Raw genomic sequence first — 23,936 nt, 5'->3', positions numbered from 1 at the left:
CTAGAAGGAGCGTTTCCACCCTCACCAGGCGCGGTCACCGCGGGTGACCACTTCAGCCCCGCCGTCCACGTAGAGGATCTGCCCGCAGACGTGAGTACACTCAGGGCTGGTCAGCCAGGCGAAGGTATGGGCCAGATTCTTTGGCTGAGCGAGACCGTTCAGTGGCGCCAGCGTCTTCAGGGAGTCCTGCACATCCTCGGTGAGTGCGTCCTTGACCAAGGGCGTATCCACCCAGCCAGGGGCGACGGCATTGAGCGCGATCCCCTCTCCCGCCCATTCCGCCGTCGGCGCCACCCTGCGCAGCCACTGTGCTAGAGCCCGTTTACTCGTGGCATAAACAGCCGAAATGGCAGCCATCTGATCCATCTCTTCGCACATCTCATCGATCCGCACAGAAGCGGATTCCTCATCTTCGGCGGCGAGATGCTCCAGAAGTTCAGGATCCGGTGGGGAGAGCAGTGCACCGGATAGTGTCGTCACCGCACGGGGTGAATCTGACTGGTTCAGCAAAGGGCGCAGCCCGTTAACTGTGGCAAGAGCTCCGAAGTAATTGACCGAGACGCTCACGTGTGGCGGCATCGTGACTCCTGCATTGGCTATGACGGCATCCACGGTGCCACCAGAGAGTGCACGGGCCTGCTCCACCAATGTCTCACGCCCCTGATGCGTGGCGAGATCCACCGTAATGTCGGCGTCGTGGATATCAACACCAATGACGCGGTGGCCCTGCGCCTTCAGCAGTTCGGCCGTTGCTCGACCGATACCACTGGCTGAACCGGTGATGAGGTAAGTACGCAGAGACATGGGGGCTCCTAGAGACGAGGGCGAAGGACATTAATAGTAGAACGATACGTAGCGTAGCGTATTTCTCTTGAGCACCCTTCATCCCCACAGAGGATTTCGGCAGATCACCTCAGGCGACAATGAAGGGCATGACCTCTGCCGCCAGGCAGAATAGAAGGCCAAACGTCAATTCATGAATGGGGTACCCGTGCCACAGGACAGCCCGAGGAGCACTAAAACACGGCAAGCCGTCTTGGCCGCGGCGGCGGAGCTCGTTCGAACCCGACCGTATGACGAACTCACCGTAGAAGGCATCGCTGCCGCATCTGGTGTAGCCAAAACCACCATCTACCGCCGATGGCGCTCCAAGGCTGAGATTGCTCTCGATGCCATCATCGAGGGACACCTGGAACTGCCACACCGGGACGTTGACTTCACTGAGGACTTGCGGGCCGACCTCCTCGGATGGATGCAGGAAGTCCGCGAGCAGGCATTCCGTCCCGAGAACATCAACCTGGTCCGCGGCCTGCTGACCTACAGCATGGAGGCCATCGCTCACAGCGAGGAAGGCGGCGGTTCTCGAGCCAATATCTGGACGAACGACCACCTGGAGAGGCGTCTCGAGAAAGCCATCCAGGATGGTGAGATTTCTCACAACCACAGTGTGGATGTTCTGGCTTCTGCACTGAGCCATACACTCGCCATCCGCATTCTGGTGGGCACGCGACCGGATTGGTCATGGTGCGAAGAGCTGGTGGATCTGGTGATAGCGGGCGCAAAGGCCTAACAGATCGTTGCGCTACGCTACGTAGCGTTCTAGTGTCGTGGGCATGGCCACACTCCTTTTTCGTCTGGGACGCTTTGCCGCCACCCGTATCAAAACTGTCATCGCCTTCTGGTTCGCCCTACTACTGGCCTCCATAGGTGCTTTCGCGTTGTTCAGCGAAGAGCTCAGCACTGACATCACGCTTCCGGACATGGAAACTCTTCAGGTTCAGGACCGAATTGAAGAAGAGATTCCAGACGCCTCCGAAGGCAGCGGAGACGGCGGCCAGGCTCTTCTCCAGACCGAGGATGGGGAATCGTTCACGACTGAACAACGCGATGCTGTCGGCGATCTGGTCGAGGACATGGAAGAACACCCCCAGATCGCTGCCGCACATAACCCTTTCACAACCCGCGATGACCTCCTCGACGGTGAAGAGGAGTTGGCACAGGCCCGCGATGAGCTGAACTCCGCCGAAGAAGAGGTTCATCAGAACCGTGCTGACCTCTCCGAAGCTCGTGAGGAACTCGACGCCGGGCAGGAAGAGCTCGATGCCGCCACGGAAGAAGCCGAGGCTCAGGGCGTCTATGAGCTGGCTGCTGAGGAGTTCGAGGCCCAGCAGGCTGAACTCGATGCAGCATATTCCGAGCTTGCCGCGGCCGAAGATGAGCTCGATGAAGCTGAAGAAGAGATCTCAGAAGGTTTCGAGGAACTTGAACGCTCGGAGCAGCTCTTTGAGCTGACTACTGGGGCGGTACCGGTATCGGAGGACGGCAGCGCTGCCATCCTCATGGCGGACTTCGAAGACGAGATCACCACCATCAGTCCGGAGGACTTCGCAGAGATCAACCAAATTCTCGCCGAGGCTGACATTGAAGGTGTCGAAGTTCTTCCCGGCAGCGGCTTCGAGTTCTAAGATGCTCATCTGGTGAGCGCGGCGGAGGCCGTGGGCCTCATGGTCGCAGCAGTAGTGCTGCTGGTCATGCTCGGGACCCTGATCGGCGCAGGCCTACCTCTGGTCAATGCCCTGGTGGGTGTGGGAATCAGCATGTTCATTGCACTCTCCCTCTCAGGGTTCCTGGATGTCATGACCATCACCCCGACCCTGGGCCTCATGCTGGGGCTGGCTGTGGGGATCGACTACGCGTTGTTCATCTTGCACCGGCATCGCACTCAGCTGAAGGCCGGAATGCGGGTCAGGGATTCCATTGCCTTAGCCAATGGCACTGCAGGTAACGCAGTAGTTTTCGCTGGAGCTACCGTGGTGATCGCCTTGCTGGCATTGAATGTGACTGGCTTACCGTTCCTGGGACTGATGGGCACCGTCGCAGCCATGTTCGTCACCATTGCGGTGATGATGGCAGTGTCCCTCACCCCGGCAATGCTCTCCCTGGTAGGCCAGCGCATCCTCAGCAAGAAGGAACGAGCTGCTCTGCAGGCCCGCGGGAATCAAAGCTCCCAGAAGGAGAAAGAGCACTCCCCCACCCCTGTGCCCACCAGTACGATCACCACGCCTATGCCCACCGCCAAGGCTGTGGCGATCGCAGTAGTCAGCGTGATCGGCCTGGGTGTGCTCTCTATCCCCACTGCCGATCTGCGGCTGGGCATGCCAGATGCCAGCGCAGAGGAGACGGGAAGCCCCGCTTACGAGGCATTCCACTCCACCGCAGAACACTTCGGTGAGGGGTGGAACGGTCCCATCTTGGCTGTGGCCGATCTACCTACCGAACTGGACGATGCGGCCGCAGAGACCTATCAGATCACCATCGCTGAAGAACTCGGAGCCCACCAGGACGTGGACTCCGTGGTGCCGGCTGCCATCAATGACGACAACACCACCGCCATCTTCCAGGTCATCCCTGTTGAGGGCCCCTCTGCGGAATCCACTGAACACCTCAGTGAGGAATTTGCCGCCGGCACCTTGCTGGAAGGCACCGACATGGACGACGTCGAACTCTCGGTGGCCGGCGCCACGGCAGCAAACATCGAGATCTCCGAGATCATCTCCGATGCCCTGCCTCTTTATCTCACCCTGGTGGTGCTGCTGTCCCTGGTATTGATGGTCATGGTGTTCCGTTCCATCCTTCTGCCAGTGATAGCCACTCTCGGGTTTGTGGGCTCCTTCACCGCTGCCATCGGTGTGGTGGTGGCGATCTTCCAGTGGGGCTGGCTGGGCGGTCTCTTCGTCCCCGGCGACCCGGGGCCGGTCATCACCTTTCTGCCGATCCTGATGGTGGGAGTCCTGTTCGGCCTGGGCATGGACTACCAACTGTTCACTGCCACGGGGATGCGGGAAGCCTATGCCCATGGCTCACCGCCTCAACTGGCGGTGCGGCAAGGCCTCCACGCCGGACGCGCAGTGGTCACCGCGGCAGCCCTCATCATGAGCTCCGTTTTCGGAGCCTTCGCCTTCCAGCCGGACCCGATGATCGCGCCCTTAGGTCTGGCCCTGGCGGTGGGGGTTCTGCTGGATGCCTTCGTCGTGCGCATCCTGCTGGTCCCGGCAGTGCTGCACCTCTGTGGGCCTGCTGCCTGGTGGCTGCCGAAGTGGCTGGACAAAATCCTGCCCGATGTCGATGTCGAGGGCGCCTCGTTAGAACGTGCCGCCTGAGCCGACGATTGAACCGACAATGACGACACGAGGCCCTGCGGGCGGCAAGGCAGAAAAACTGCTTACCGCTCGCAGGGCCTCGTTCACAGAGGATCCACGTGGTGGGAATCCCGTGGGAGATTTCTAGCTCGTGGAACCCACCGCCGCGTTATTCCGGGCCTGAATCAGACCACAGAGGTCACACGGAGAAGTACAGCTCGAAGCCGTATCAGGGTATAGCCGGGTAAGGGGGCATCCAGTTTGGCCTGTGATTCCGGGGTTTTTGGTGATGTGAGATCTGGTGAGATTCAGCCGAAATGTGGGGCGTTTGTTGGGAATCTGTTGGGAGGCGGCTCATCAACAGCACCACCGATCTGCATCTGATTCTGATACGTTGCTAAGCACTACCTCCGCTGACACCCCCTACATGGGGCGTGTCCTGCTGTGCCCAGATGCAGCCGCCACCGGCGGCGCGGGGCATCGCTGGATATTCCGACTAATGGAGGTAGCTATGACCACCAGGACCATCGTTCTGTCCCGTGCTGCTGAGCAGTACATCCGCACTGAGATCAACCGGCTCGAAGGCATCTACCCTGCCCCGGTCAACCACGACTTTGTCGTCCAGCGCCTACAGGAGGTCAAGCTCCACCTGGAGTTCCTGCTGACGATGAACTCCGACCTGCTGGAACTGATTCTCGGGACCGAGGAGGCAGAGAACTTCCGCCGTGCCCGGGTAGCACCGTTGGTGGCTGAGAAGACCGAGGCTGAGCGACTGCTGCAGCCCCGGTGGGGAGACAAGGACCGGGCCCGGCGGCACCATGCCGCAGCGCACCTACTCATGCACTCTCCGTACTATCCGGAGGTCGCACGAGTGCTGGTCCACACCGACCTCGATGACCCAGACCACACCGACTTCGCCATCCCAGGCAATCTCGCGGAGGGAGAGCTGCGTATCGCGCCGCCCGAGGGTATGTCGGCTGATGGCCGTCGTGTGGCGATGCTGGTGTTCCACCTGCTGGGCTTCGTCGACGACTTCGACAGCGCCCTGGGCAAGTTGCTTCCTGGGCTGGACCCGCAGACATCCTTCGCCTTCTACGAGGCGTGTCAGATCCTGCAGAGCTGAGCACCGCGTCGAGAAACCCCCGCACCCATTCGGTGCGGGGGTTTTCCTTTCCAGGGGCACAGCGGAGGGAAACGGTTCCGCCGGTATGTCCCTCCTCTCGCATAGGGTGAATCTAAGACTCTGACTGACTGCTGAGGGACACATATGAATGAGGTAGTAGACCGCGAGGCTATTCATCGCCGGCTGATCGACTTTTCCGCACACTGGCAGGAGCGCATTGCCACATGGCGTGAGGATGGCAGCGAGTCCGGCACGGAGAAACGCCATGCTCAGCAGTTCTGGTCTGCCCTCATGCGCTGCTTCGACATCAACCCCGAACGCATTGACGTCTTCGAGCGCAACGCTGACCGTGCCTCCACCGGCGGTGCTGGGTTCATCGACTTCTTCTGGTCCGGCGTGGTCATCGGAGAGGCCAAGAGTCTCGGCAAAGACCTCGACGCGGCCTACGACCAGGCCATCGACTACCTCAACGGTGGCAGTGTCGGCACCCATGAGTGGCCCCGGTTCATCATCGCCACCGACTTCGAAAACTTCCGTCTCGACCGCCTCGGTGATGAGTCCTGGACCCTGCGGTTCACCGTCGATGAGGTGCCCGATCACCTGGAGCAGCTGCTCTTCTTCGCCGGGGTCGAGACCCTCACCAAGCGTGAGCAGGAGAACGCCTCCATCGAGGCTGCCAAGCTCATGGCCAACCTCTTCAACACCCTCGCCGGAGAGGACGCCGACGAGGAGGTCGGCGACGACGCGCCTACGACTCCCGAGGATGAGGACGATGATACCGAGCTGGCTTCGGTGCTGATGACGCGGCTGCTCTTCCTGCTCTATGGTGATGACGCTGGTCTGTGGGAGCAGGACCTGTTCTACCGGTGGCTGGAGACCATCAACTCCAAGAATCTCGGCCCCTCCCTGGATGCGCTATTTGACCTACTCAACACCGATCCGGAGAAGAATCACAAGTTCTGGCGCAATCTCCCGGATCTAGAATCCCGATTCCGCTACGTCAACGGTGGAGTGTTCGACGGTACCTTCAAGGTTGGGTACAGCGTCCCGCCTGAGTTCAAAGAGGCGCTGCTGGATGCTGCCAGATTCAGGTGGACAAACATTAGCCCAGCGATCTTCGGCGCGATGTTCCAGCTCGTGAAGTCGAGAGAAGCTCGCCGGGGAGATGGAGAGCATTACACCAGCGAGAAGAACATCCTTAAAACGCTCAACCCGCTCTTTCTGGACGACTATCGTGACAGGGCTGCACGGCTGATCCGGAACAAGTCCACCTCCGTGGCAGATCTACGCAGACTCCAACAGGAGATCGCCTCCAATATCTACATTGACCCTGCTTGCGGTGCAGGCAACTTCCTCAACGTCGCCTACGCCCATCTCCGGGCTGTCGAGACGGACCTGATCGATGAGCGCCGCAAGCGTGAGGGCACCACCACAGGGGCCCTGGATGCGACGCTGGACCAGATGCTGACCATCGATAAGTTCTACGGCTTCGAGCTGAACTGGTGGCCGGCAAAGATCGCCGAGACTGCGATGTTCCTGGTGGACCACCAGGCCAATCGACTATTGGCCAAAAGAACCGGGCAAGCTCCTGACCGACTTCCTATCAACATCACAGCTAAGATCATCCACGGAAACGCCCTAGAGTTGAACTGGAAAGCCGAGCTTCCGATACCGGAGGGCAACACATACGTGTTCGGGAATCCGCCCTTCGTGCCACAGAACGACAGAAGCGAAAGCCAGATTGAGGACCTGCGCCGAGTCTGGGGAACAGACTATGACGGGTATTTCGACTACGTGACCGGATGGTTCGCCAAATCAAAACAGCTCCTTCAGGAGAGGCCCGGGGAATTCGCGTTCGTCGCTACTAACTCGATCACGCAGGGGGTCCCGGTTCCTTCACTCTTCCAGCCCTTGTACAACACAGGGTGGGACATTAAGTTTGCACACCGTTCCTTCACGTGGGATTCGGAGGCCCCGGGACAACCTGCAGGTGTTCATTGCGTCATTGTTGGGTTCACGCGGGAAAGTGAATTCCAACCACGCATGTGGAATTACGTAAAACCAAACTCCGAGCCAGAGTTGCAAAAAGTTACCCAAGGCATCAACGCATACTTGATCGACGGACCTCGGATCCTGGTACGAAAGGCTAATCAGCCGCTCTCGCCAGTTGTGCCAAGTGTCACCAAAGGTTCACAACCCACGGATGATGGAAATCTCGTCTTCAAGTCGAAAAATGGAACAAACGGACTTGAGCAGGACCCGATTGCTTCGAAATATCTTCGACGATTCGTCGGAGCTCAAGAGATGCTTCACAATATTGATCGCTGGTGTCTCTGGCTTGAAGATCTCACACCCGCTGACCTCAGAGCTTCTCCCGAAATCAAAGAGCGCCTAGAAGCAGTACGTACTGAGCGTCTGAAGAGCCCAAAAATTCCGACCCAAGAAGCGGCAAATACTCCACATCTATTCACCGAAAATCGGCAACCCGATGTCCCCTACCTCTGTATTCCTAGTCACGTCAGTGTCAAATACCGATATTGGCTCACCGCTCGATACGGACCCGAGGTAATCTGCGGTAATGCAAATTTCCTAGCTCCGGATAAAGAGGGACTACTCTTTGCTCTCGTTTCCTCTTCGATGTTCATCACCTGGCAAAGAGCTATCGGTGGACGTATCAAATCTGACGTTCGCTTCTCCAACAAGCTGACCTGGAACACTTTCCCGGTGCCCGAGCTCGACGAGCAGACGCGGAGCCGGCTCATCGCCGCGGGGAAGAAGATCTTGGAAGCCCGGGCTGAACGCCCTGACCAATCTCTGGCGGACTTGTACGACCCTTACCTCATGGGTGGGCATAAGTCGCTGCAGAAGGCTCACGACGCGCTCGACGCGGAGGTGGACAAGCTATTCGGAGCAAGTCGCCGTCTTGCTGGCGACAAGCAGCGCCTTGAGCTTCTCTTCCCGGCCTACCAAACACTGACCAACGCCGTGGGCAAATAGGGAGGATTTGATCCATCATGACATTTACAGCCTTGCACCGTGCTTTGGGCGAACCACCTGCTCCTCTAACGACAGAGCTCATCGACCAGGCTGTTTCCGAAGGCGTTGAGGAATCCTCTGATCTCGATTGGAAGAAGCAACTTCCCGAAGCTCGTGAACTCAAGAATAGTGACTTTCCTAAAGATGTTGCTGCGATGGCCAACAGCGGAGGTGGCGTCATCATCTATGGGGTCGATGAGACACAGAAGAAAGCCACTGGGAGAGTGAGTATCCGCAACTTCGACGAACACTACGAGCGCACCATGATGCAACTTATGCTCTCCGCTATCCAGCCGCCCGTGATGGGAGCGACGATCCATTACATCGACGATCACCCAAAGGCGGTGGTCGTTGAAGTTCCAGAGAGTTTGGATAACCCCCATCTAGTGATGCAGAAGCATCAGTTTTCTGCCCCATTTCGTAATGGCGCCGACACTGCGTGGATGGGTGAGCGCCAGATTGAAACAGCGTATCGAAGCCGATTTGAGCAGCGGCGGGAGGCATCTCAAGCCATGGACCGCCTCTACGGCGAAATGTCAGCGTATGGCAACGCCTCAGACCGAACGTGGTTCGTGGCAGTCGCTCGCCCCAGAGTCCCGCGCCTAGGGGCTTCAGTCTCTCGTCAGGACGCCCACGACATTGCCCAGCGAGCATTTGCAATAGGCCAAAAGTTCGTTCCCTATCATGTGTTGCGTCTAATCAATGAGGCCGACGCCTTGCATCCTCGACCAGGTTTAAGAAGATGGGTGGCCGCTGCTAATCCTCGTGCCAGGGGGGATGCGTACGAGACGTGGGGCAGCATTTTGCACGACGGTAGCGTTGCATATGCCACCGCGCTCGGTGGTGAGTCCTCCAGTCGAGACATTTTTCCGCCCCATAAATTTTGGGGCACCACCATGGAAGCCGCTGTCGCTGACTTCATGGCTTTGCTGCGAGCTACGGCAGAGCATCTCCACCTTAGTGAATACGAACTCCGAGTTGGAGTTGAGTGGCAGGGTAATGAGCCGATGGTGATGGTGACGACCTCGAATCTTGGGGACACGCCCTATGAGGGAAATTCGACACCGATGAACCAGTACACACCCGTGGAAAGCAGCGTGGACGCTAGGTCGACAGACACTGAGTTTCACCTCCGAGTGCGCGAACTAGCCGAAGACTGCATCAATCAGGGTGGGTTAACACACTTGAAGATCATGAGGCCGGTGCACTCGTGATCTTCCCTAACTGCTGGCTAGAAAAAGAAAAAGATGCTTACCTACCTTTCTTGTGTGGAAGGATTCTTCTATGGCAATCCTGACGGATCTCCAGCGGGGATCCTTAGAACTAGTAAACGCCGCAGCCCAAGGCGGTTATCAAATCAAGCCCTCAGAGCTAGATGATTGGGTAGAACATGGAGGGCAGACACACCTGGTCAGACTTGAAGACTTCCCTCTGTTCGCTGACACCTGGACATACAGCGAAGCGTTTCATTGGAGTGCACATTCCATGTCTCGCATGTTGATGGGAATGCGATGGCTGAGAAGCACCCGCGATGGCGGCCTTACTCTGACTCCACTCGGTAAAGCATTGCTTAGGGGTGACCAGAGTGACGATTCTGATTCATCGCAGGTGGTGGTGCTGGATTCGGATGACCCCGTGGCATATCCCACACTTCTTGGCGAGTTGTCGGATATGGGGCAGGCGGTACTGGTTGACCCGCATCTTCAGGTCAATGAGCTAAAGGATCTAGAAAAGCACACAAGCGTGCGGCGCATGCTCGTCACCAATAGTGAGCGCGGCTCTTCTCCTAAGAAGCGTGCTTCGATCTCAAAATACCTGGAGCAAGCCGATACCCCTCGGGTTCAAGTTCGAATGTCACCAGGCATACACGATCGTATGATCCTTGCCGAGGACGGGCGCGTATGGACGCTGGGGACCTCGCTAAACTCCGTGAGTCGGCGGAAATCTCTCACGGTGCTCACTCCGATGCCTGCCTTAGCTGCCGAGCATATGTCCTTGTGGATCAAGGAGAGATGGGATAAAGCCACGCCCCTGATCCCCACCGAAGAGGGAAACATAAGCCCCAAAGCCACCTCTGAATCCGGGTGATGTCAGATGTAACTGCCGGATAGACCTTCCAGTCTCAGTAGGAGGTTCACTTCTAAGGCAAGCGACTCTCCCCATCTTGATGTATAAGCGATAAGATAGATTATCGCTATACGTTAGCCGTAGAGTATAAATATGGACATCGAGCTCTACGACCCTCCGGCCACACCCCCGCGTGTGCCCGCACATGCCGTAGAAGCTGCTCTCGATGATGCCCGGGCGCTCACGCCGGCCACTGTGCACCGCACTGTGGCACTGGCCGTGGCTCATAGCACCCCGAGCACCGCTAAGCTCCGTCTAGAACGTCTGGCCCGAGTGGTGATGTCCACCGATTCCCGGATCACCAATCCCAAGGATGTCTGGAGCGCAGATTGGTCTGCGCTGCCAACCGAGGCCCTTGAAGCTCTGGATCGCGGAATCACCTCCACCTGGAACTCAGCATCCACTCGCAACGCCATGCGTGATGCTGTGCGTGCTGTGATTCGGGAGTCACTCAATGCGGGGGTGCTCACCTACAATGAGGCCACCCCGATGCTCAACGCAGTGCGTCCCGAGAAGCTGCCCCGCGACGAGGAGAAGCAATCTCGCGGACATATCTCTGCCACCCGCACAGAGCAGGTCTTCCAGGACCTCGCTGCCGACGGTACGATCACCGCACGCAGAGACGCCGCCCTGATCGCCGTACTCGGGGGCGCCGGGCTCAGGCGGGAGGAAGCTGTGGATGTGGATCTCGACCACCTCGACACTGACTTGGAGTCCATGGTGGTCACGGGAAAGGGTGGCGTCGTCCGCGATGTGCCACTGGCTCCCGGTGTTCGCCGCGCCGTGCGTACATGGCTGAAGGCCCGCGGTGACGACGCCGGCCCGCTGTTCAATCCGATGTCCAAGATGAAGCCTCGATATGCCCTGACCGGCAATCGTATGTCTACCAACACCGTGGCCCAGGTCGTTGCCCGCCGCTACGGCGAAGACGTCACCCCGCATGACCTGCGGCGCACCTTCACCGGTGACCTGCTGGACTCCGGTGCCGACCTGTCCGTGGTGTCGAAGATCTTGGGACACCAGAATCCCGCCACGACTGCTGGGTACGACCGTCGAGGTCGCGCTGCTCGCCGCAAAGCTGCCGACAAGCTCGACGTCCCCTTCGCTGATTTTCACGAGGAGAGCTGAGGACGCGAGAAGTGCCCTCTCAAGCCGATAATCCAAAGTCTCAACTCTCTTAAGTTTCTAGGGCCATAAGTGTCTGAAGGATGAACCGCTGGGTATGCGTAACTCCACTTGAACCCTTCTTCTAGCCGCAGGGCATGAGCGCCGAGGGCGGCGCACCGGGAATGACGTGAATCTGTTGTTTCCAATGAAGGAGCTGCCCTATGCCCGGAATGCACGACAAGCTGGCTGACCAGATCACCGCGAACGAGAGGACCTTCTCCGAGATCTTCGAAGCCCTCGACGCCGGCGTCTCCCACAACGACTACGACCCCATCGACTCCCTGCATGAGGAGCCGCTGGAGGTCGTGATGCGCCGGCAGGTCTCCGTGGTGCTCACCACCGGCGGGCCGCATGTGGAGATCGAGGCCACCATCGACGAGGACGGCGACATTACCCAGCCCCGCTGGGTGGCCTACTGGGGCGGAGAGAAGGTCGAGCGACCCATCGCATCCGATGAGGCTGCTCACCGGGCGCTGACCTACTTCACCGAGGGGCTCGGGCTGTGATGCAGACGCTGACCAGGCCGACCGTTCAGGATGCCGAGGCCACGATGTGCCGGCTGAAGAGCGAGCTCACCACGGTGCAGGCTCAGCTGCAGCAGCTCCATGCCACTGCCCCGCTGATCGGCCCTGTGCCCACCAAGCTCAGGGAGGCGAGGCGGTGCTGGTACGAGGCAGAGGTTGCCGCCAAGTCTGCACTGGTCAATGGCCGGCAGGCGCTTGCGATGCTGGCGACCTATGAGTCGTCGCGGTGACTGTCGCGCCACACCGGGGCTGTGAGCTCGTCCAGGCTGATGCCGAGGGCGCGCGACAACTTCAGCCAGGTGCGCATGTCTCCGTAATACTTCCCCGATCCCAAGTTGAGGATCGTCTGGCGGGAGACCCCAGACCGCTCAGCGAGCTCCTCCAGAGTGAGCTCTGCATTCACCCGGGCCTGGCCTATGGCAAGGCGCAACTGGTCAAGGTCGGGTTCGGGCGGATTCTGCACACATATAAGACCAGCCGAGAAACGCTCGTAAAACAGCACAGGATGCTGTGCTAGAAAGTACAGGAAGCTGTGCCCTGCCTCTCAGCAAACACGTAACGGAATGGAGACGGACATGACCAACAAAAGCGCACTGACCAAGACCACCGCACTCAGCGCAGCTCTGCTGCTGGCGCTGACCGCCTGCGGTGACGGCGACGACGCCGACACCTCCAACGGCGAGGACCAGACCAACGACGAGGTCAATGGTGAAGAGGAGGGCGGCGAAGAGACCGCCGGTGCCCCGACCTTCACCTTCGATGAAGACCCCGGCCCGGTCGAGGAGCTCACCATCGAGATCCCTGACGAGGTCATGGAGATGGACGAGGACTACGACCCCGAGACCAACGAGATCCTGCGCTCGGCCACTGTGACCGCCGGCGACAACTGCACCATCGACGTCGCCTACGAGTACAACCAGGGGGCCGAAGAGCAGCTGTCGCTGAACAGCTGGAACCGTCTCGAGGGCGCCGGCGAGATGCAGGAGGACGGCAGCGCCAGCTCGGGCTCCGCCGAGGAGCTCTCCGAAGAGACCAAGTTCAGCATCGCCGTCGACAATCCTGAATACTTCGACATGGTTCGCGATGGTGAAGGCAACGTTGGCGTATTCAACGGTGACAGCGGCAACCTCTTCGACGGCGGCGATGTCTCCAACGTCACCCACGACATCGACTGCGCCGCAGCCCCGGGGGACGACAGCTCCACTCGCACGGTGTACTTCAACACCATCGAGTGGTTCGAAGCCGGCGAGAACACCGGCCGGGACCTGCCCGCCGGCGACGGAGGCGGTGAAGCCCAGTGCCAGACCTACGACGTCGACGGTGCCGAGATCGGCGAGTTCGCCTACGCAGAATTCAACGTCAACGCCTCCGGTGAGCTGGAGGTCGTGGACTACAACATCCACGGCTACCAGGTCGATGCCCAGGGCAACTGGATCGAGGACCCCGACGAGCAGGACGGCGCTGGTGACGATGTCGGCGACGCTGGTGCCGACTGCTGATCGCTGAGGTGAGAGTGGAGGGCTGAGTACCGGCTCCGAGCCCTTGGGCTGATCGCAACACCTAGAAACCCCGTGGGTGCAGCTTTTTGCTGCTACCTGCGGGGTTTTCTTTTTTGCTCTGTCTCTTAGCAGGTAGGCCAGTCCCTCGGGTCAGGACTCTTCTCTTCGGGGCTCAGGGTGGGGCGGGGCAGAGTGTGAGGGCCTGCTGCCCTAATTCCTGGTGACGCCAGTGACGTTCTGGGCCGGGACTTTGCCTGTTCACCAGGGCTGGGCTCAGGGGGAAGTGAGCGTCGGTGGTGTAGTGACAGATGTGACGCTTAGGTCCCAAATTTCTCACTGTGACCACAGTGGCTCGATTTGTGAAAAGTTGGGACAGATTCGTCACTACCGTCACAGCGGCACGGCTGCGCACTTAGGTGTCTTTCCCCTGAGCCCGACTACGAGTGGAGTGCAGCCCTGACGGGAAAGTCTGTGACAATCTGCTAGCCAGGTCGCCCGGGCACCCAGTCTGAGACTTTGGGGTCAAAGCGTCACTCACGTCACTGCAAGGCGAAGCTGTTAAACCGCAATCGGCCCGCCACCCTTGCGCACGAGCTCACCTGTGAATGCGATGCTCGGCCCTGCCGAGGGAAAGTCTGGGAGGATGGTCTGTGTCCGTCATTTGGGGCTTCCGCCGGATGATTACCTCTTAATCCAGCTCAGGCTCATCGGCTCGCTGCTGGTCCTCTTCCTCTTCGATGAACTTGCGGCGAACTGACTCCGGCATGCGCTTGGTGCGGGAAGGCGCGTCGTTTCCCCGCTCTGGTCCGAATAATGTCTCCACGAGTCTGTCCGTATCAGCCTTAATCTCCTCGTGGGAAGGCAGCTGTTTCATCTTTTCGCGGTAGCTCATCTCTGGTTCAGGTTCGCCTCCTCCCTGGTAGCGGGCCGAGGCTGGTTCCGCCGAAGCCCGAGTGAACTCCACGTCGGCTCCGCCGTCGGGCACCTCTACTAGGTCCAGCAGATCAGTGTGTGCACTGAAGAACGGGCTGTTGTTGTCTTTCACGCACTGCCGAATCGCCTTCATGGTGTATTGCTCATCAAGGTCACCCTCATGGATAAAAATATCCAGCGGAGCCCCCGAGTTATCCAGCACCACGTACCCGGCACCCTGAGTACTCGTGGGCTCCATCGCTTGCACTTTGAGCCTGGCCAAAGTACGGGCAATGCTCACCGGGTCATGTACCAGGCGAGCCTCATCTAGTACCGCCTGTACATACTCATAGACCAGTTCACGCGCTGCTTCGTTGGTGTCCATCACGGCTCCTTCATTGTTGGGAAATATCAATCGCCATAAGTTCGATCACGCTGCTGGGTGGGCTGTCCCAGCTTGGCGTCCAGGTGTCGTTGCCGAGCCGGAGACTTCGGCTGCCGGGCGGCCAGCGACCGACGGAATCGTGCAGCTATGAGGTCGAAGTCCTCCTCGACCTGCACGTCAGGCTCGGCGGCGTCGGGCTTGGTCGTTGGCTGCGAATTCTGCGTGGATTTCGTCTTTGCGGTGAACGCCTCGGTCAGACCATCAGTGGTGAACTCCGGGGAGAGTTTCCCGGCAGCACGACGCCGCAGTCGAGGCTTTCGTCCGTCACCGGAACCAGTGGTGTCGCGCATCTTGTACACCAGGCCGACAGCCTGATCGCCTGCTCTGAGCCCCCGGTAGCCGTCCTTCTTCACCGGGTGGCGCTTCTCCTCAACTTGCACGCCACGGTCAGCGCAAGCGGCACGAAAGGAGACCATGTCCACTGCATCAGGGTCAGCAAGAGCACCGGCCACGGCATCACCGAGCATCTGGTCGAACCCGTCCAGCTCCCCGCGTCGTTGAGCCCAGTATCCGGCCTGAGAACTGGTGTGCTGAGGTTGCAGGGCCTCCATGCCCTGTTCCCGCAGCAACTCATCATTGGCCTGCCGAACTTGCCAGTGCATCCGGTAGTCCTTAGGTGCTGCGCCGGTCTGCTCGTCGTGGTTCAGCGTCACAACATGGGCGTGGACGCAGGACCCGTCCACATGCCCGATCACCAGCGCCGAGGATCGAGGGCGCATCTTCTTGGCCAGTAGGAAGGCGAGGTCACCGCCGCGTTGCACGTCCTCCGGGCGGTTCACATCCAGCACATCAGGAGAGAACGAGACTACGTAAGAATGCGCCTTTACCCTACGACCGTGCTGGGCCGCCAGCTTATTGCCCCGGGCAATGAATGCTTCCACGTCAGGCTCATCACAATAGAAGTACGCCACCCTGTCTGTTCCCGCTGCCCGGTGTTGGTGCTTCTTCTCACCGACCCCGACTGTGAGGTAATCGCTGCGCTCACCCAGCTCGTAGACCGGCTTCACGTTCGTAATCGCCGTCATAACGATCGCCGCCCCGAGAGCACATCCACCAGCCACTCGGTACGCAGATTCAGCTCAACCACCACCGGAGCCAGCTTCCCCAGGTCCACCTGCCCTCGGTGCGCCAGGCGCATGAACTGATTCAGGTTCACACTCAGTCGCTTGTGATCGACGCGGGCGGCATCGATCACAGCGACCTGCTCCGGGGACAGGGCCGGTTTGACCAGCCCCGTCCCCGTGGTGGACTCCCGGGAGGTCGTGGTGTCGGCTACTTCGCAGGCGGCACCACGCACATATCCCGATACCGGGAGTCCACGGGCTCGCGCCGCACGCCTCACCCGGTTCATCTCTTCCGAGCTGAACCGAACAGTGAGTCGCGCGTCCCTCGCCGCCGGAGCTGACTCCTGATTCATCCTGCCCATCAGCACACCTCCTGCGAAGGTGAGCACGGCATGACCCAGGCGACAGCTCCCGCAAGCAGGCACCCTGTCAGACGCTCGCTGCGCTCAGTCTGCCAAGGGCCGCTTGCGAGGGGGCTGGGCTGCGCCCTTCCCCCTCGACCCCCAAACCCAGGGGCGGCCACGGCCCGGCTGCTTCCGCGCCCGGGACCGTACCCGGCGGTGATGCGCCCCGCGCCCATCACCGCGACTCACCCCCACCGTGCTCGCTGGGGGTAGCGACATGGCTGTCACCGGTGCCGCCGGTTGATCGTGAACCTGCCCGAGCCCGGGCAGCATCACGCGCCTTCGCTGATCGCTTGGCCTGCTCATCCTCCTGCTGAGCCCGAGCCCGCTGGCTCAGCGCCACATAGGTGTCTGCATCGTGTTCACGCAGCAGGGAAGCGACCCGCAGGTCTAGATCTCGCTGCCGCTTTCGCTCGCGCTCACGCAGCCGACGCACTCGCGCCTCCGCCTTAGCCTTCACCGCCGCGATCTCGGCTTCTATGCTGCTCATCAAATCCTCCTAATGGTTCTCGAAATACGGGGAGGTTTCACCGGTGACCCTGAGCGATGGCAGGACCACCGGTGTAAGCATCAGAACGGCTGATCTTCCTCCGAAGCTGGCTGAGGCCCGAGGACCGGAGGCGGAATCACCACTGGGTCCTGAGCCACAGCCAGGCCGGTTCGGACGGCTCCGCGATTCGTCCTCTTCGCAACGAATCCGAGGCGGTCTAACGCCTCCCCAAACTTCCTCTGACCAAGCTGGTGAGCTTTGTGCATGCCTTCACTTTCTGCCCATTCCAGGTAGGCGGTGTGGAGCACCTTCGTGGTGTCACCATCATGGGAAGGGCTGGTGGTGCAGGAATCCTCAACGAACCGCTGCACATCGTCTTGGGACTGTGCATACGTGGAGGTCGCCTGATGGACCGCGGTGGGCTCACCTAGTCCATGAGCGAGATACATTGCTAGCCCTTCTATTGCCCATGTCAGAATGCCGTCAGCTTCCAATTCCAGCTTCTCCGGCAGATGAGGGTCGCGGGCGTCCTCGGGAACCACCACATCAAACGGGACGACCCGTACACGCCGCCAGACGGCAGGATCGTCTGCCGGAAGCTTCGGCAAATGATTCGTAATCATCAGGGGTGTATGGGAGGGCTCGAACTCAATGAGGTTCTGGTACAACTTCCGAGCTTTCAGGGTGTCCCCACCAGTGAGACGCTTCAACACCGCCGGCGCCAGTTCAGCACCCTCCTCTGTCTCCGATAAAAACGAGACTCTTATTGCTTTTAAGTCCGCAAAAGCGGGGCTCGGAGAGTTCGGATTTTTCCTAACCGCATCAAACAGGCTTGGCTCAGCAATATGCGCATAGTCACCGAGTGCGAAATTGATGCCTCCGTACCAGACTCCTTTCCCGTTGGCCCCTGTACCGGTCAGTATGGGGAAAATGTGCTCCAGCACCTTACCGATCAGCGCGAGACCCACAACGCGCTGCAGAAAATCTCGCACCGGTTTATCCGGCAACACTTGGTCCAAAAAGTCCAACCAGAGCGCGGAACGGAGACCGGGCATATAGGCAGCTCTAGTGATCTTCGTCAATCGGTCAGCCGGGTTGTGCGGACGGAGCTCCAGTGTGTGGAGGTCTAGCGTCCCATTCGCGCAGTTCAGGAGATATGGGTCGGCGTCAACCTGTTTAGCTTTCACGGCGATTCCAGGCAGAGAAGAGAGAACGTCCAGAATCCCCTTAATTCCTGAGGAGCTCTGACAGCTCTGAATCGCATTCGAGAGGTCTTTATCCCCAGGATGCCTTTCCTGAAGTTTGTGCATGGTGGCAAGGGCAGCGTTAGTTGCCCACTTGTTTCCGAGGTCCTCCTCCCAGTGCTTTCCCGTCCAGTGGAACCACCCGAGGCCTGAAATGTGCATGACGCGGAGCTGGAACTCTGCCGCGACCTCGAACCCCAGACGAACTTGCCCCTTATAGGAGGTCGCCTTTTCGCGAAGCCAATCGACATCAACTGACGCCGAGTACACCCTCGGCGCAGGTTTCGTCGAAGCTTGCGCAAGTTCGCTAGAATCAGACATATCGATACCCTCCTTGGGCGTCTCATAGGAAGCGGTCCGGCTCATGTTTGGCGACGTGGGGCCGGGCTGCTTCTCTTCATTAGTGATCTTCTGCCGCATCGTCAGGCCGCCTCCTCGAAGTGCGCGTCGATCCACGCTTCCAAGGTTGACTCTTTGATGCAGCGGCGTCCGGCCACAAGGGCCGTCCCGGGGAGCTGGCCAGTCGAGATCATGTAGTTGATCTGCGCGACCGAGCGGCCAAGTCGTTCGGCGATGTCACGCACGTACAGCAGCTCACTCTTGGGGACGTTGCCCCGGGCTTTCTCGATAGGTTCGGTAAACACCCTCTATCTCCTTTCACATGTTTTTCGTATTCGATCTTGCAGTCCCACTGTAGACCTCATTACGCGGTCACGCAATACTGTGTAAACCGATAATGTGCGGTATGGTGTCACTATGACTGAGAATCCAGCAGATACAGACAGGCTCATTGGTAAGAACATCCGCCAGCTTCGTGCAGGGCGTTCACAGGATGAGATCGCAGACCACATGCGCAGCTGCGGCTTCAAATGGGTCCAGAGCACTGTGTGGAACGTGGAGAAGGGCGAACGACCCCTTCGCGCCGCAGAGCTGAAAGCACTCGCTGACTACTTCGGCATCGCCCCAGCATCACTGTGGGCCTCGGAAGAGGCGAACCAGGTGCTCATCAACCTGCGCCAACAGAAGCAGGTGCTGGAAGGTATCGAGGGGCGCCTCGCTGATCTACTTCGCGAAAGGGTCACAGCACAGCAGGACTATCTGGCCGTGCGCTCGTACGTCCAGGATTACCTTGGCGAGCGCGAGGGAGGCCTCACGCAGTCAGAGGCCGATGAGATTAGCGCGCTCGACAAATGGCTCAGCGAACATCTGGCCTTGTCCGTCAGGCAACTCGCAGAGCGAGCACGGGAGCGGGCAGAACAAGGATTCGCTGAAGATGGAATGAATGTGGAGGTTCACTAATGGCATCGATCAGAACCCTTCCCAACGGTAAGCACGAGGTCATGTGGCGCACGCTGAATAAGAAGCAGCGTTCCAAGACCTTTAATAAGAACGAGAAGCGCAAGGCCAAGGAGTTCAAAGCCAAAGTTGAAGCGGAGCTGAACGAAGGATACGAAGTCGACCTCAAGTTGCTCCGTAAGACGTTCCAGGATTGGAGTGAGGAGTGGAAGCAAGGGCAGCGGGTCAACCGGGAATCGACCTACCGCCAGGTGGAGACCGACCTGAAACGTCTCAACGACGTTTTCGGTGAGAGGCGCTTGCGCTCCATCACCGTCTCGGAGGTCAAGACCTGGGTAGCCTCCATGAAGGCAGAGGGGTTGGAGCAGACAACCATCTACGCGAAGTACCGCCGCTTCAAGCAGATCATGGACGCTGCAGTCGAGGAAGGCATCCTGGTCCGGTCTCCCTGTACCAAGAGCACCACTCCCGGTATGGGCAAGCGTGAGCAGCAGATTCCCACTGTGAAGCAGGTGTGGGATCTCTATAACCATGTGCCCGACGGCCTGAAACCTGCTGTTCTGCTCGGCGCATTTTCGGGCCTGCGTGCCAGCGAAGTAGTTGCCATCGATGAAAGGCGAGACATTGATTACGCTCGCGGGCTAGTGAAGCCCAAACTCCAGCATGGGGGTGTCCTGCTGAAAACAGACTCCTCAGAGTGGCAGGTGCCCATCGCTGAGGAAATGGCCCTGGAGCTTTCTCTCTACGTCGACCAGGGTCACTCCAACACGCTGGTGCGCTCAGCCTACGGTCAGTCGATCACGCCGAACCGGATGCAAGTCGTGGTCAAGAAGTCCGCAGATGCACTCGGCTTCTATGAGAAGTTCCGCTTCCATGACCTCAGACACTTCTACGCCAGCATGCTGATCTCAGAAGGCCTCGACGTTGTAACTGTTCAGCACTGCATGCGGCATTCGACTCCCAACACCACGCTGCGAACCTATTCCCACCTGTGGCCAGACGCGGATGAGGCCCCGAGAGCAGCAGTCCAGAAACTGTTCGCCGCTCGCGAGGCCTCATCCAAAGAGGATTCAAATGTTGGGAATCTGTTGGGAGCTTCCTAGCTCACTGAGTCTATTCCCGCGTTATTCCGGGCCTGAATCAGGCCACAGGGGTCACACGGAGAAGTACAGCTCGAACTCATAGGGATTCGGGCGCAGGTGCAGCGGGAGGATCTCCTCTTCCCGCTTGTACTCGATCCAGGCCTCGATGAGCTCCTCGGTGAACACGCCACCTTCGAGCAGGAACTCGTGATCGGCCTCCAGGGCATCCAGTGCTTCCTCCAGGGAACCAGGGGCCTGGGGGATGTCCTTGAGCTCCTCGGCGGGCAGCTCGTAGAGGTCCTTGTCCACCGGCTCGTGGGGCTCAATCCGGTTGCGGATCCCGTCCAGACCAGCCATCAGCATGGCGGCAAACGCCAGGTACGGGTTACCGGAGGAGTCCGGCGCGCGGAACTCGATGCGCTTGGCCTTGGGGTTGGAACCGGTGATCGGGATACGGATCGCGGCCGACCGGTTGCCCTGCGAGTAGACCAGGGAGACCGGGGCCTCGTAGCCCTTGACCAGGCGCTTGTAGGAGTTCACGGTGGGGTTGGTGAAGGCCAGCACCGCGTGGGCGTGCTTGAGCAGACCACCGATGTACCAGCGAGCGGTGTCGGAGAGGTTGCCGTAGCCCTTCTCGTCGTAGAACAGTGGCTCCCCACCGTTCCACAGCGACTGGTGGCAGTGCATACCGGAGCCATTCTCTTCGAAGATCGGTTTGGGCATGAAAGTGGCAGCCTTGCCGTACTGGTCGGCAGTGTTCTTCACCACGTACTTGAACTTCTGCACGTCATCGGCAGCGTGGACCAGGGTGTTGAACTTGTAGTTGATCTCCTGCTGACCGGGGCCCGCCACCTCGTGGTGGGACCGCTCCACAGAAATACCGGAACGCTCCAACGCCATAACGATCGCGTCGCGAACCTCAGCGGTCTTGTCCTGCGGGGAGACCGGGTAGTAGCCGCCTTTGGTCGCCAGCTTGTGACCACCGGGCCCGTCCAGGCTCTCCTCGGAGGATGTCCAGGTCGCCTCCCGGGCGTCCAGCGAGTAGAAGGACTCCTCCGGGGAGGATTTCCAGGTCACGCTGTCAAAGAGGAAGAACTCCGCCTCGGGACCAAAGAATGCAGTGTCGGCAATACCGGAGGAGGCCAGGTATTCCTCGGCCTTCTTGGCCACGCCACGGGGGTCACGCCCATAGGGCTCACCGGTGCGGGGGTTGACGATGCTGAAGTTCATCGCCAGGGTCTTCTCCACACGGTACTCGTCGACGAACGCGGTGGCCACGTCGGGAATCAGCTGCATGTCCGATTCCTGGATTCCCTGGAACCCGCGGATGGAGGAACCATCGAAGAGCTGACCGTTCTCAAAGAAGTCGAGGTCGACCGTGTGGGCGGGAACGTTGAAGTGGTGCTGCAGACCGGGAAGGTCGGTGAAGCGGATGTCGACGAACTTCACATCCTCTTCCTCGATGTACTTCAGGACTTCTTCGGGGCTTGAAAACATGGGGGCCTTAGCTCCTTCGGACATGAGTGATACGGACACCCCGCAGCGGCCTCATGACCGTCCGGGGTTCTCAGCTCAACCCTACAGAGATCGAGGTTTCTGCGGGGTCACACAAATGTTTCGGGCACGTTACAGACGCTCCGCAGGGCGGATTCAATAGACTGGCTGGCTGTGACACCTGATGACCGCACCGGACCCTATCCCGGCGATGAGCTGGGGCTTCCCGCAGACGGCCCCGGCTCCCTGGCTCCCTGGGGGCGCCGCCTGTTGGCCCTGTTCATCGACTGGGGCATCGCCTCGCTGATCTCTGTCACATGGTTCGATTACAACGTCTGGGTCACCTGGGGCATCTTCGTGGCGATGCACATCCTGTTAGTGGGACTGCTCGGAGTGACCATCGGTAAGCGTCTGGTCCGCATCCAGGTGGTCCGCCTGCGGACCGACGGACCCGCCACCATCCCCGGTGTGCACTGGGCGGGCCTGCGCACCCTGCTGCTGACTGCGATCCTGCCGGTTGTGGTGATTTCCCCGGATGGCCGCGGTGCCCATGACAGAATTGCTGGAACCGTCCAAGTGCGAATGTGAGACCCGGTGAGGACACAATGACGACCACCCGACTGGCTTCCTCGACCGCCGCAGCACTGGCACTGCTGTTGGGGCTCGCCGCCTGTGGCGGCAATGATCCTCAGGACGAAGGCAGTATCCCCGGTCCCACATTGGAAGGGGAGAACGACGACGTCGGCAGCGCCGATGAGCAGGATTCTGACACCTCAGCAGCCGGCGACTCAGACGAGGGCGAGGACACCGAGTCCGAGGAGGCAGAGCTGCCCGAATGGCCGGCGTCGAACACCACCACGATGGTCCACGAGACCACCATCACCGATCCGGTGATCTCACCGAAGTCCGTGGTGTCCAATGACCGGGGCCTGGCCATCGCCAACAACATGATGTACCAGCACACCATCACCGTCTACGACACTGAGGAGCGCGAACTCCTCCACGAACTCGACGACACCGTCAACCCGGCCGACTACGGCGTGGAGGGCTACCCGGAAGCGGTCACCGGGGCTCCGGTGGAGGTGGTGTGGACCGAAGATGGTGAGTACGCCTACGTCACCAACTATGTACTGACCGGACTCGACGGCGCGTTCGCCGATGACGACTGCTCCAACGGTGAGGCGATCGAACCGTCTGCGGTCTACCGCTACAGCACGGCCGAGGGCGACTGGGACCAGTTCATTGAAGTCGGCCGAGTGCCCAAGTATGTCGAACTCACCCCGGATGGGAACACACTGCTGGTGTCCAACTGGTGCGACCACGATATGTCCGTGGTCGATGTCGCCTCCGGAGAAGAGCAGATGCGCATCCCCCTGAATTCCCAACCCCGCGGTATCGCCGTCATGCCGGATAACACCACCGCGTATGTCACCGCCATGTACGCCAACGAGGTGTACAAAGTCGACCTGGACAGCGGAGATTCCGAAGTCATCCTCACCACCGGGGAGCGTCCCCGCCACCTGGTGCTCGATGAGACCGGGGAAAACCTCTACATCACGGTGGCTGGTGCCAATGAGCTCATCCGCTTCGACCCCAGTACCGACGAGGTCGTCGACCGGGTGGCCACCGGCGCTGAACCCCGCACCATGGACATCTCAGCCGACGGCACCGCGCTCTACGTGGTCAACTACAACGAGAACACCGTCTCTAAGTTCGACGCCGAGACCCTCGAGGAGATCGAGCGGCTCCCCAGTCAGGGCGGTCACCCCATCGGGGTGAGCTACGACGCCCACACAGGCACCGTGTGGGTGGCCAACTACGACGGCAGCATCGCCGTCTACGACGACCACTCCACCGAGCGCTGACCCACCACAGGCAGTGCCCGTGGGC

Annotated in this window: 24 protein-coding genes; 15 read left to right on the top strand and 9 right to left on the bottom strand. The window is 59.8% G+C overall.

Going from position 1 to position 23,936, the window contains the following annotated elements; all coding sequences use genetic code 11:
- Positions 1-21: 21 nt before the first annotated feature.
- Positions 22-804 carry an SDR family oxidoreductase gene (locus H578_RS0104415; protein WP_022872492.1) on the bottom strand — a complete coding sequence of 261 codons (783 nt, stop codon included), beginning with the start codon at positions 802-804 and terminating at the stop codon, positions 22-24.
- A 187-nt stretch (positions 805-991) separates the two neighbouring features.
- Between H578_RS0104415 and H578_RS15460 the strand changes: the two genes are divergently transcribed.
- From H578_RS15460 to H578_RS0104370, 10 genes are all read left to right on the top strand, one after another.
- Complete coding sequence (locus H578_RS15460) at positions 992-1,570, top strand: TetR/AcrR family transcriptional regulator (RefSeq protein WP_022872491.1); 579 nt, start codon at positions 992-994, stop codon at positions 1,568-1,570.
- A 43-nt stretch (positions 1,571-1,613) separates the two neighbouring features.
- On the top strand, positions 1,614-2,465 hold the full coding sequence (locus H578_RS16570; RefSeq protein ID WP_084709914.1) for an MMPL family transporter: 852 nt from the start codon (positions 1,614-1,616) through the stop codon (positions 2,463-2,465).
- Between the two features lie 12 nt (positions 2,466-2,477).
- A complete protein-coding gene (locus H578_RS15210; RefSeq protein WP_156837210.1) occupies positions 2,478-4,160 on the top strand; it encodes an MMPL family transporter in 1,683 nt (560 codons plus the stop codon).
- A gap of 490 nt (positions 4,161-4,650) precedes the next feature.
- A complete protein-coding gene (locus H578_RS0104400; protein WP_022872490.1) occupies positions 4,651-5,262 on the top strand; it encodes a hypothetical protein in 612 nt (203 codons plus the stop codon).
- Between the two features lie 144 nt (positions 5,263-5,406).
- On the top strand, positions 5,407-8,259 hold the full coding sequence (locus H578_RS0104395; RefSeq protein WP_022872489.1) for a DNA methyltransferase: 2,853 nt from the start codon (positions 5,407-5,409) through the stop codon (positions 8,257-8,259).
- A 17-nt stretch (positions 8,260-8,276) separates the two neighbouring features.
- The gene (locus H578_RS0104390; RefSeq protein ID WP_022872488.1) at positions 8,277-9,512 is read left to right on the top strand and encodes an AlbA family DNA-binding domain-containing protein; all 1,236 of its coding nucleotides are present in this window, start codon (positions 8,277-8,279) and stop codon (positions 9,510-9,512) included.
- Positions 9,513-9,582: 70 nt separating this feature from the next.
- Complete coding sequence (locus tag H578_RS0104385; RefSeq protein ID WP_022872487.1) at positions 9,583-10,386, top strand: hypothetical protein; 804 nt, start codon at positions 9,583-9,585, stop codon at positions 10,384-10,386.
- A gap of 132 nt (positions 10,387-10,518) precedes the next feature.
- On the top strand, positions 10,519-11,553 hold the full coding sequence (locus H578_RS13260) for a tyrosine-type recombinase/integrase (protein ID WP_022872486.1): 1,035 nt from the start codon (positions 10,519-10,521) through the stop codon (positions 11,551-11,553).
- A gap of 200 nt (positions 11,554-11,753) precedes the next feature.
- The gene (locus H578_RS0104375; protein WP_022872485.1) at positions 11,754-12,098 is read left to right on the top strand and encodes a hypothetical protein; all 345 of its coding nucleotides are present in this window, start codon (positions 11,754-11,756) and stop codon (positions 12,096-12,098) included.
- Positions 12,095-12,346, top strand: coding sequence for a hypothetical protein (locus tag H578_RS0104370; RefSeq protein WP_156837209.1), 252 nt, complete (start codon positions 12,095-12,097; stop codon positions 12,344-12,346). Before H578_RS0104375 ends, H578_RS0104370 begins: the two co-directional genes overlap by 4 nt.
- On the opposite strand, the gene H578_RS0104365 is transcribed toward H578_RS0104370, so the two are convergent.
- On the bottom strand, positions 12,328-12,579 hold the full coding sequence (locus H578_RS0104365; protein ID WP_033420286.1) for a helix-turn-helix transcriptional regulator: 252 nt from the start codon (positions 12,577-12,579) through the stop codon (positions 12,328-12,330). The two genes, H578_RS0104370 and H578_RS0104365, sit on opposite strands and share 19 nt — an antisense overlap.
- Before the next feature lie 112 nt (positions 12,580-12,691).
- On the opposite strand from H578_RS0104365, the gene H578_RS0104360 reads away from it, so the two are divergent.
- Positions 12,692-13,615, top strand: a complete 924-nt coding sequence (locus tag H578_RS0104360) for a hypothetical protein (protein ID WP_022872482.1) — start codon at positions 12,692-12,694, stop codon at positions 13,613-13,615.
- Positions 13,616-14,303: 688 nt separating this feature from the next.
- Here H578_RS0104360 and H578_RS0104355 read toward each other — a convergent pair.
- From H578_RS0104355 to H578_RS15450, 6 genes are all read right to left on the bottom strand, one after another.
- On the bottom strand, positions 14,304-14,912 hold the full coding sequence (locus H578_RS0104355) for a hypothetical protein (protein WP_022872481.1): 609 nt from the start codon (positions 14,910-14,912) through the stop codon (positions 14,304-14,306).
- A gap of 26 nt (positions 14,913-14,938) precedes the next feature.
- Positions 14,939-15,997, bottom strand: a complete 1,059-nt coding sequence (locus H578_RS15455; RefSeq protein ID WP_022872480.1) for a relaxase/mobilization nuclease domain-containing protein — start codon at positions 15,995-15,997, stop codon at positions 14,939-14,941.
- On the bottom strand, positions 15,994-16,398 hold the full coding sequence (locus H578_RS0104345; RefSeq protein WP_169558499.1) for a plasmid mobilization protein: 405 nt from the start codon (positions 16,396-16,398) through the stop codon (positions 15,994-15,996). The genes H578_RS15455 and H578_RS0104345 overlap by 4 nt, the downstream gene beginning before the upstream one ends.
- A 217-nt stretch (positions 16,399-16,615) precedes the next feature.
- On the bottom strand, positions 16,616-16,930 hold the full coding sequence (locus tag H578_RS0104340; protein ID WP_022872478.1) for a hypothetical protein: 315 nt from the start codon (positions 16,928-16,930) through the stop codon (positions 16,616-16,618).
- Positions 16,931-17,010: 80 nt separating this feature from the next.
- Positions 17,011-18,594, bottom strand: coding sequence for a DNA primase family protein (locus H578_RS13250; protein WP_022872477.1), 1,584 nt, complete (start codon positions 18,592-18,594; stop codon positions 17,011-17,013).
- Between the two features lie 2 nt (positions 18,595-18,596).
- Positions 18,597-18,818, bottom strand: a complete 222-nt coding sequence (locus tag H578_RS15450; RefSeq protein WP_022872476.1) for a helix-turn-helix domain-containing protein — start codon at positions 18,816-18,818, stop codon at positions 18,597-18,599.
- A gap of 112 nt (positions 18,819-18,930) precedes the next feature.
- On the opposite strand from H578_RS15450, the gene H578_RS13245 reads away from it, so the two are divergent.
- Complete coding sequence (locus H578_RS13245; RefSeq protein WP_022872475.1) at positions 18,931-19,473, top strand: helix-turn-helix domain-containing protein; 543 nt, start codon at positions 18,931-18,933, stop codon at positions 19,471-19,473.
- Between the two features lie 41 nt (positions 19,474-19,514).
- On the top strand, positions 19,515-20,573 hold the full coding sequence (locus H578_RS13240) for a tyrosine-type recombinase/integrase (RefSeq protein WP_169558498.1): 1,059 nt from the start codon (positions 19,515-19,517) through the stop codon (positions 20,571-20,573).
- A 51-nt stretch (positions 20,574-20,624) separates the two neighbouring features.
- Here H578_RS13240 and glnA read toward each other — a convergent pair whose 3' ends face one another.
- Complete coding sequence (gene glnA / locus H578_RS0104315) at positions 20,625-22,049, bottom strand: type I glutamate--ammonia ligase (protein ID WP_022872473.1); 1,425 nt, start codon at positions 22,047-22,049, stop codon at positions 20,625-20,627.
- Positions 22,050-22,220: 171 nt separating this feature from the next.
- Between glnA and H578_RS0104310 the strand changes: the two genes are divergently transcribed.
- Complete coding sequence (locus tag H578_RS0104310; protein ID WP_022872472.1) at positions 22,221-22,634, top strand: RDD family protein; 414 nt, start codon at positions 22,221-22,223, stop codon at positions 22,632-22,634.
- 17 nt (positions 22,635-22,651) lie between these two features.
- Entirely contained in the window at positions 22,652-23,911 is a 1,260-nt protein-coding gene (locus H578_RS13235) for a YncE family protein (RefSeq protein WP_022872471.1), read from the top strand.
- The last annotated feature ends 25 nt before the right edge of the window (positions 23,912-23,936 follow it).

This window comes from Nesterenkonia alba DSM 19423 (assembly GCF_000421745.1).
GTDB lineage: Bacteria > Actinomycetota > Actinomycetes > Actinomycetales > Micrococcaceae > Nesterenkonia > Nesterenkonia alba.
Note: the sequence above shows the minus strand (reverse complement) of the source record. Positions and strands in the feature narration are given on the sequence as shown.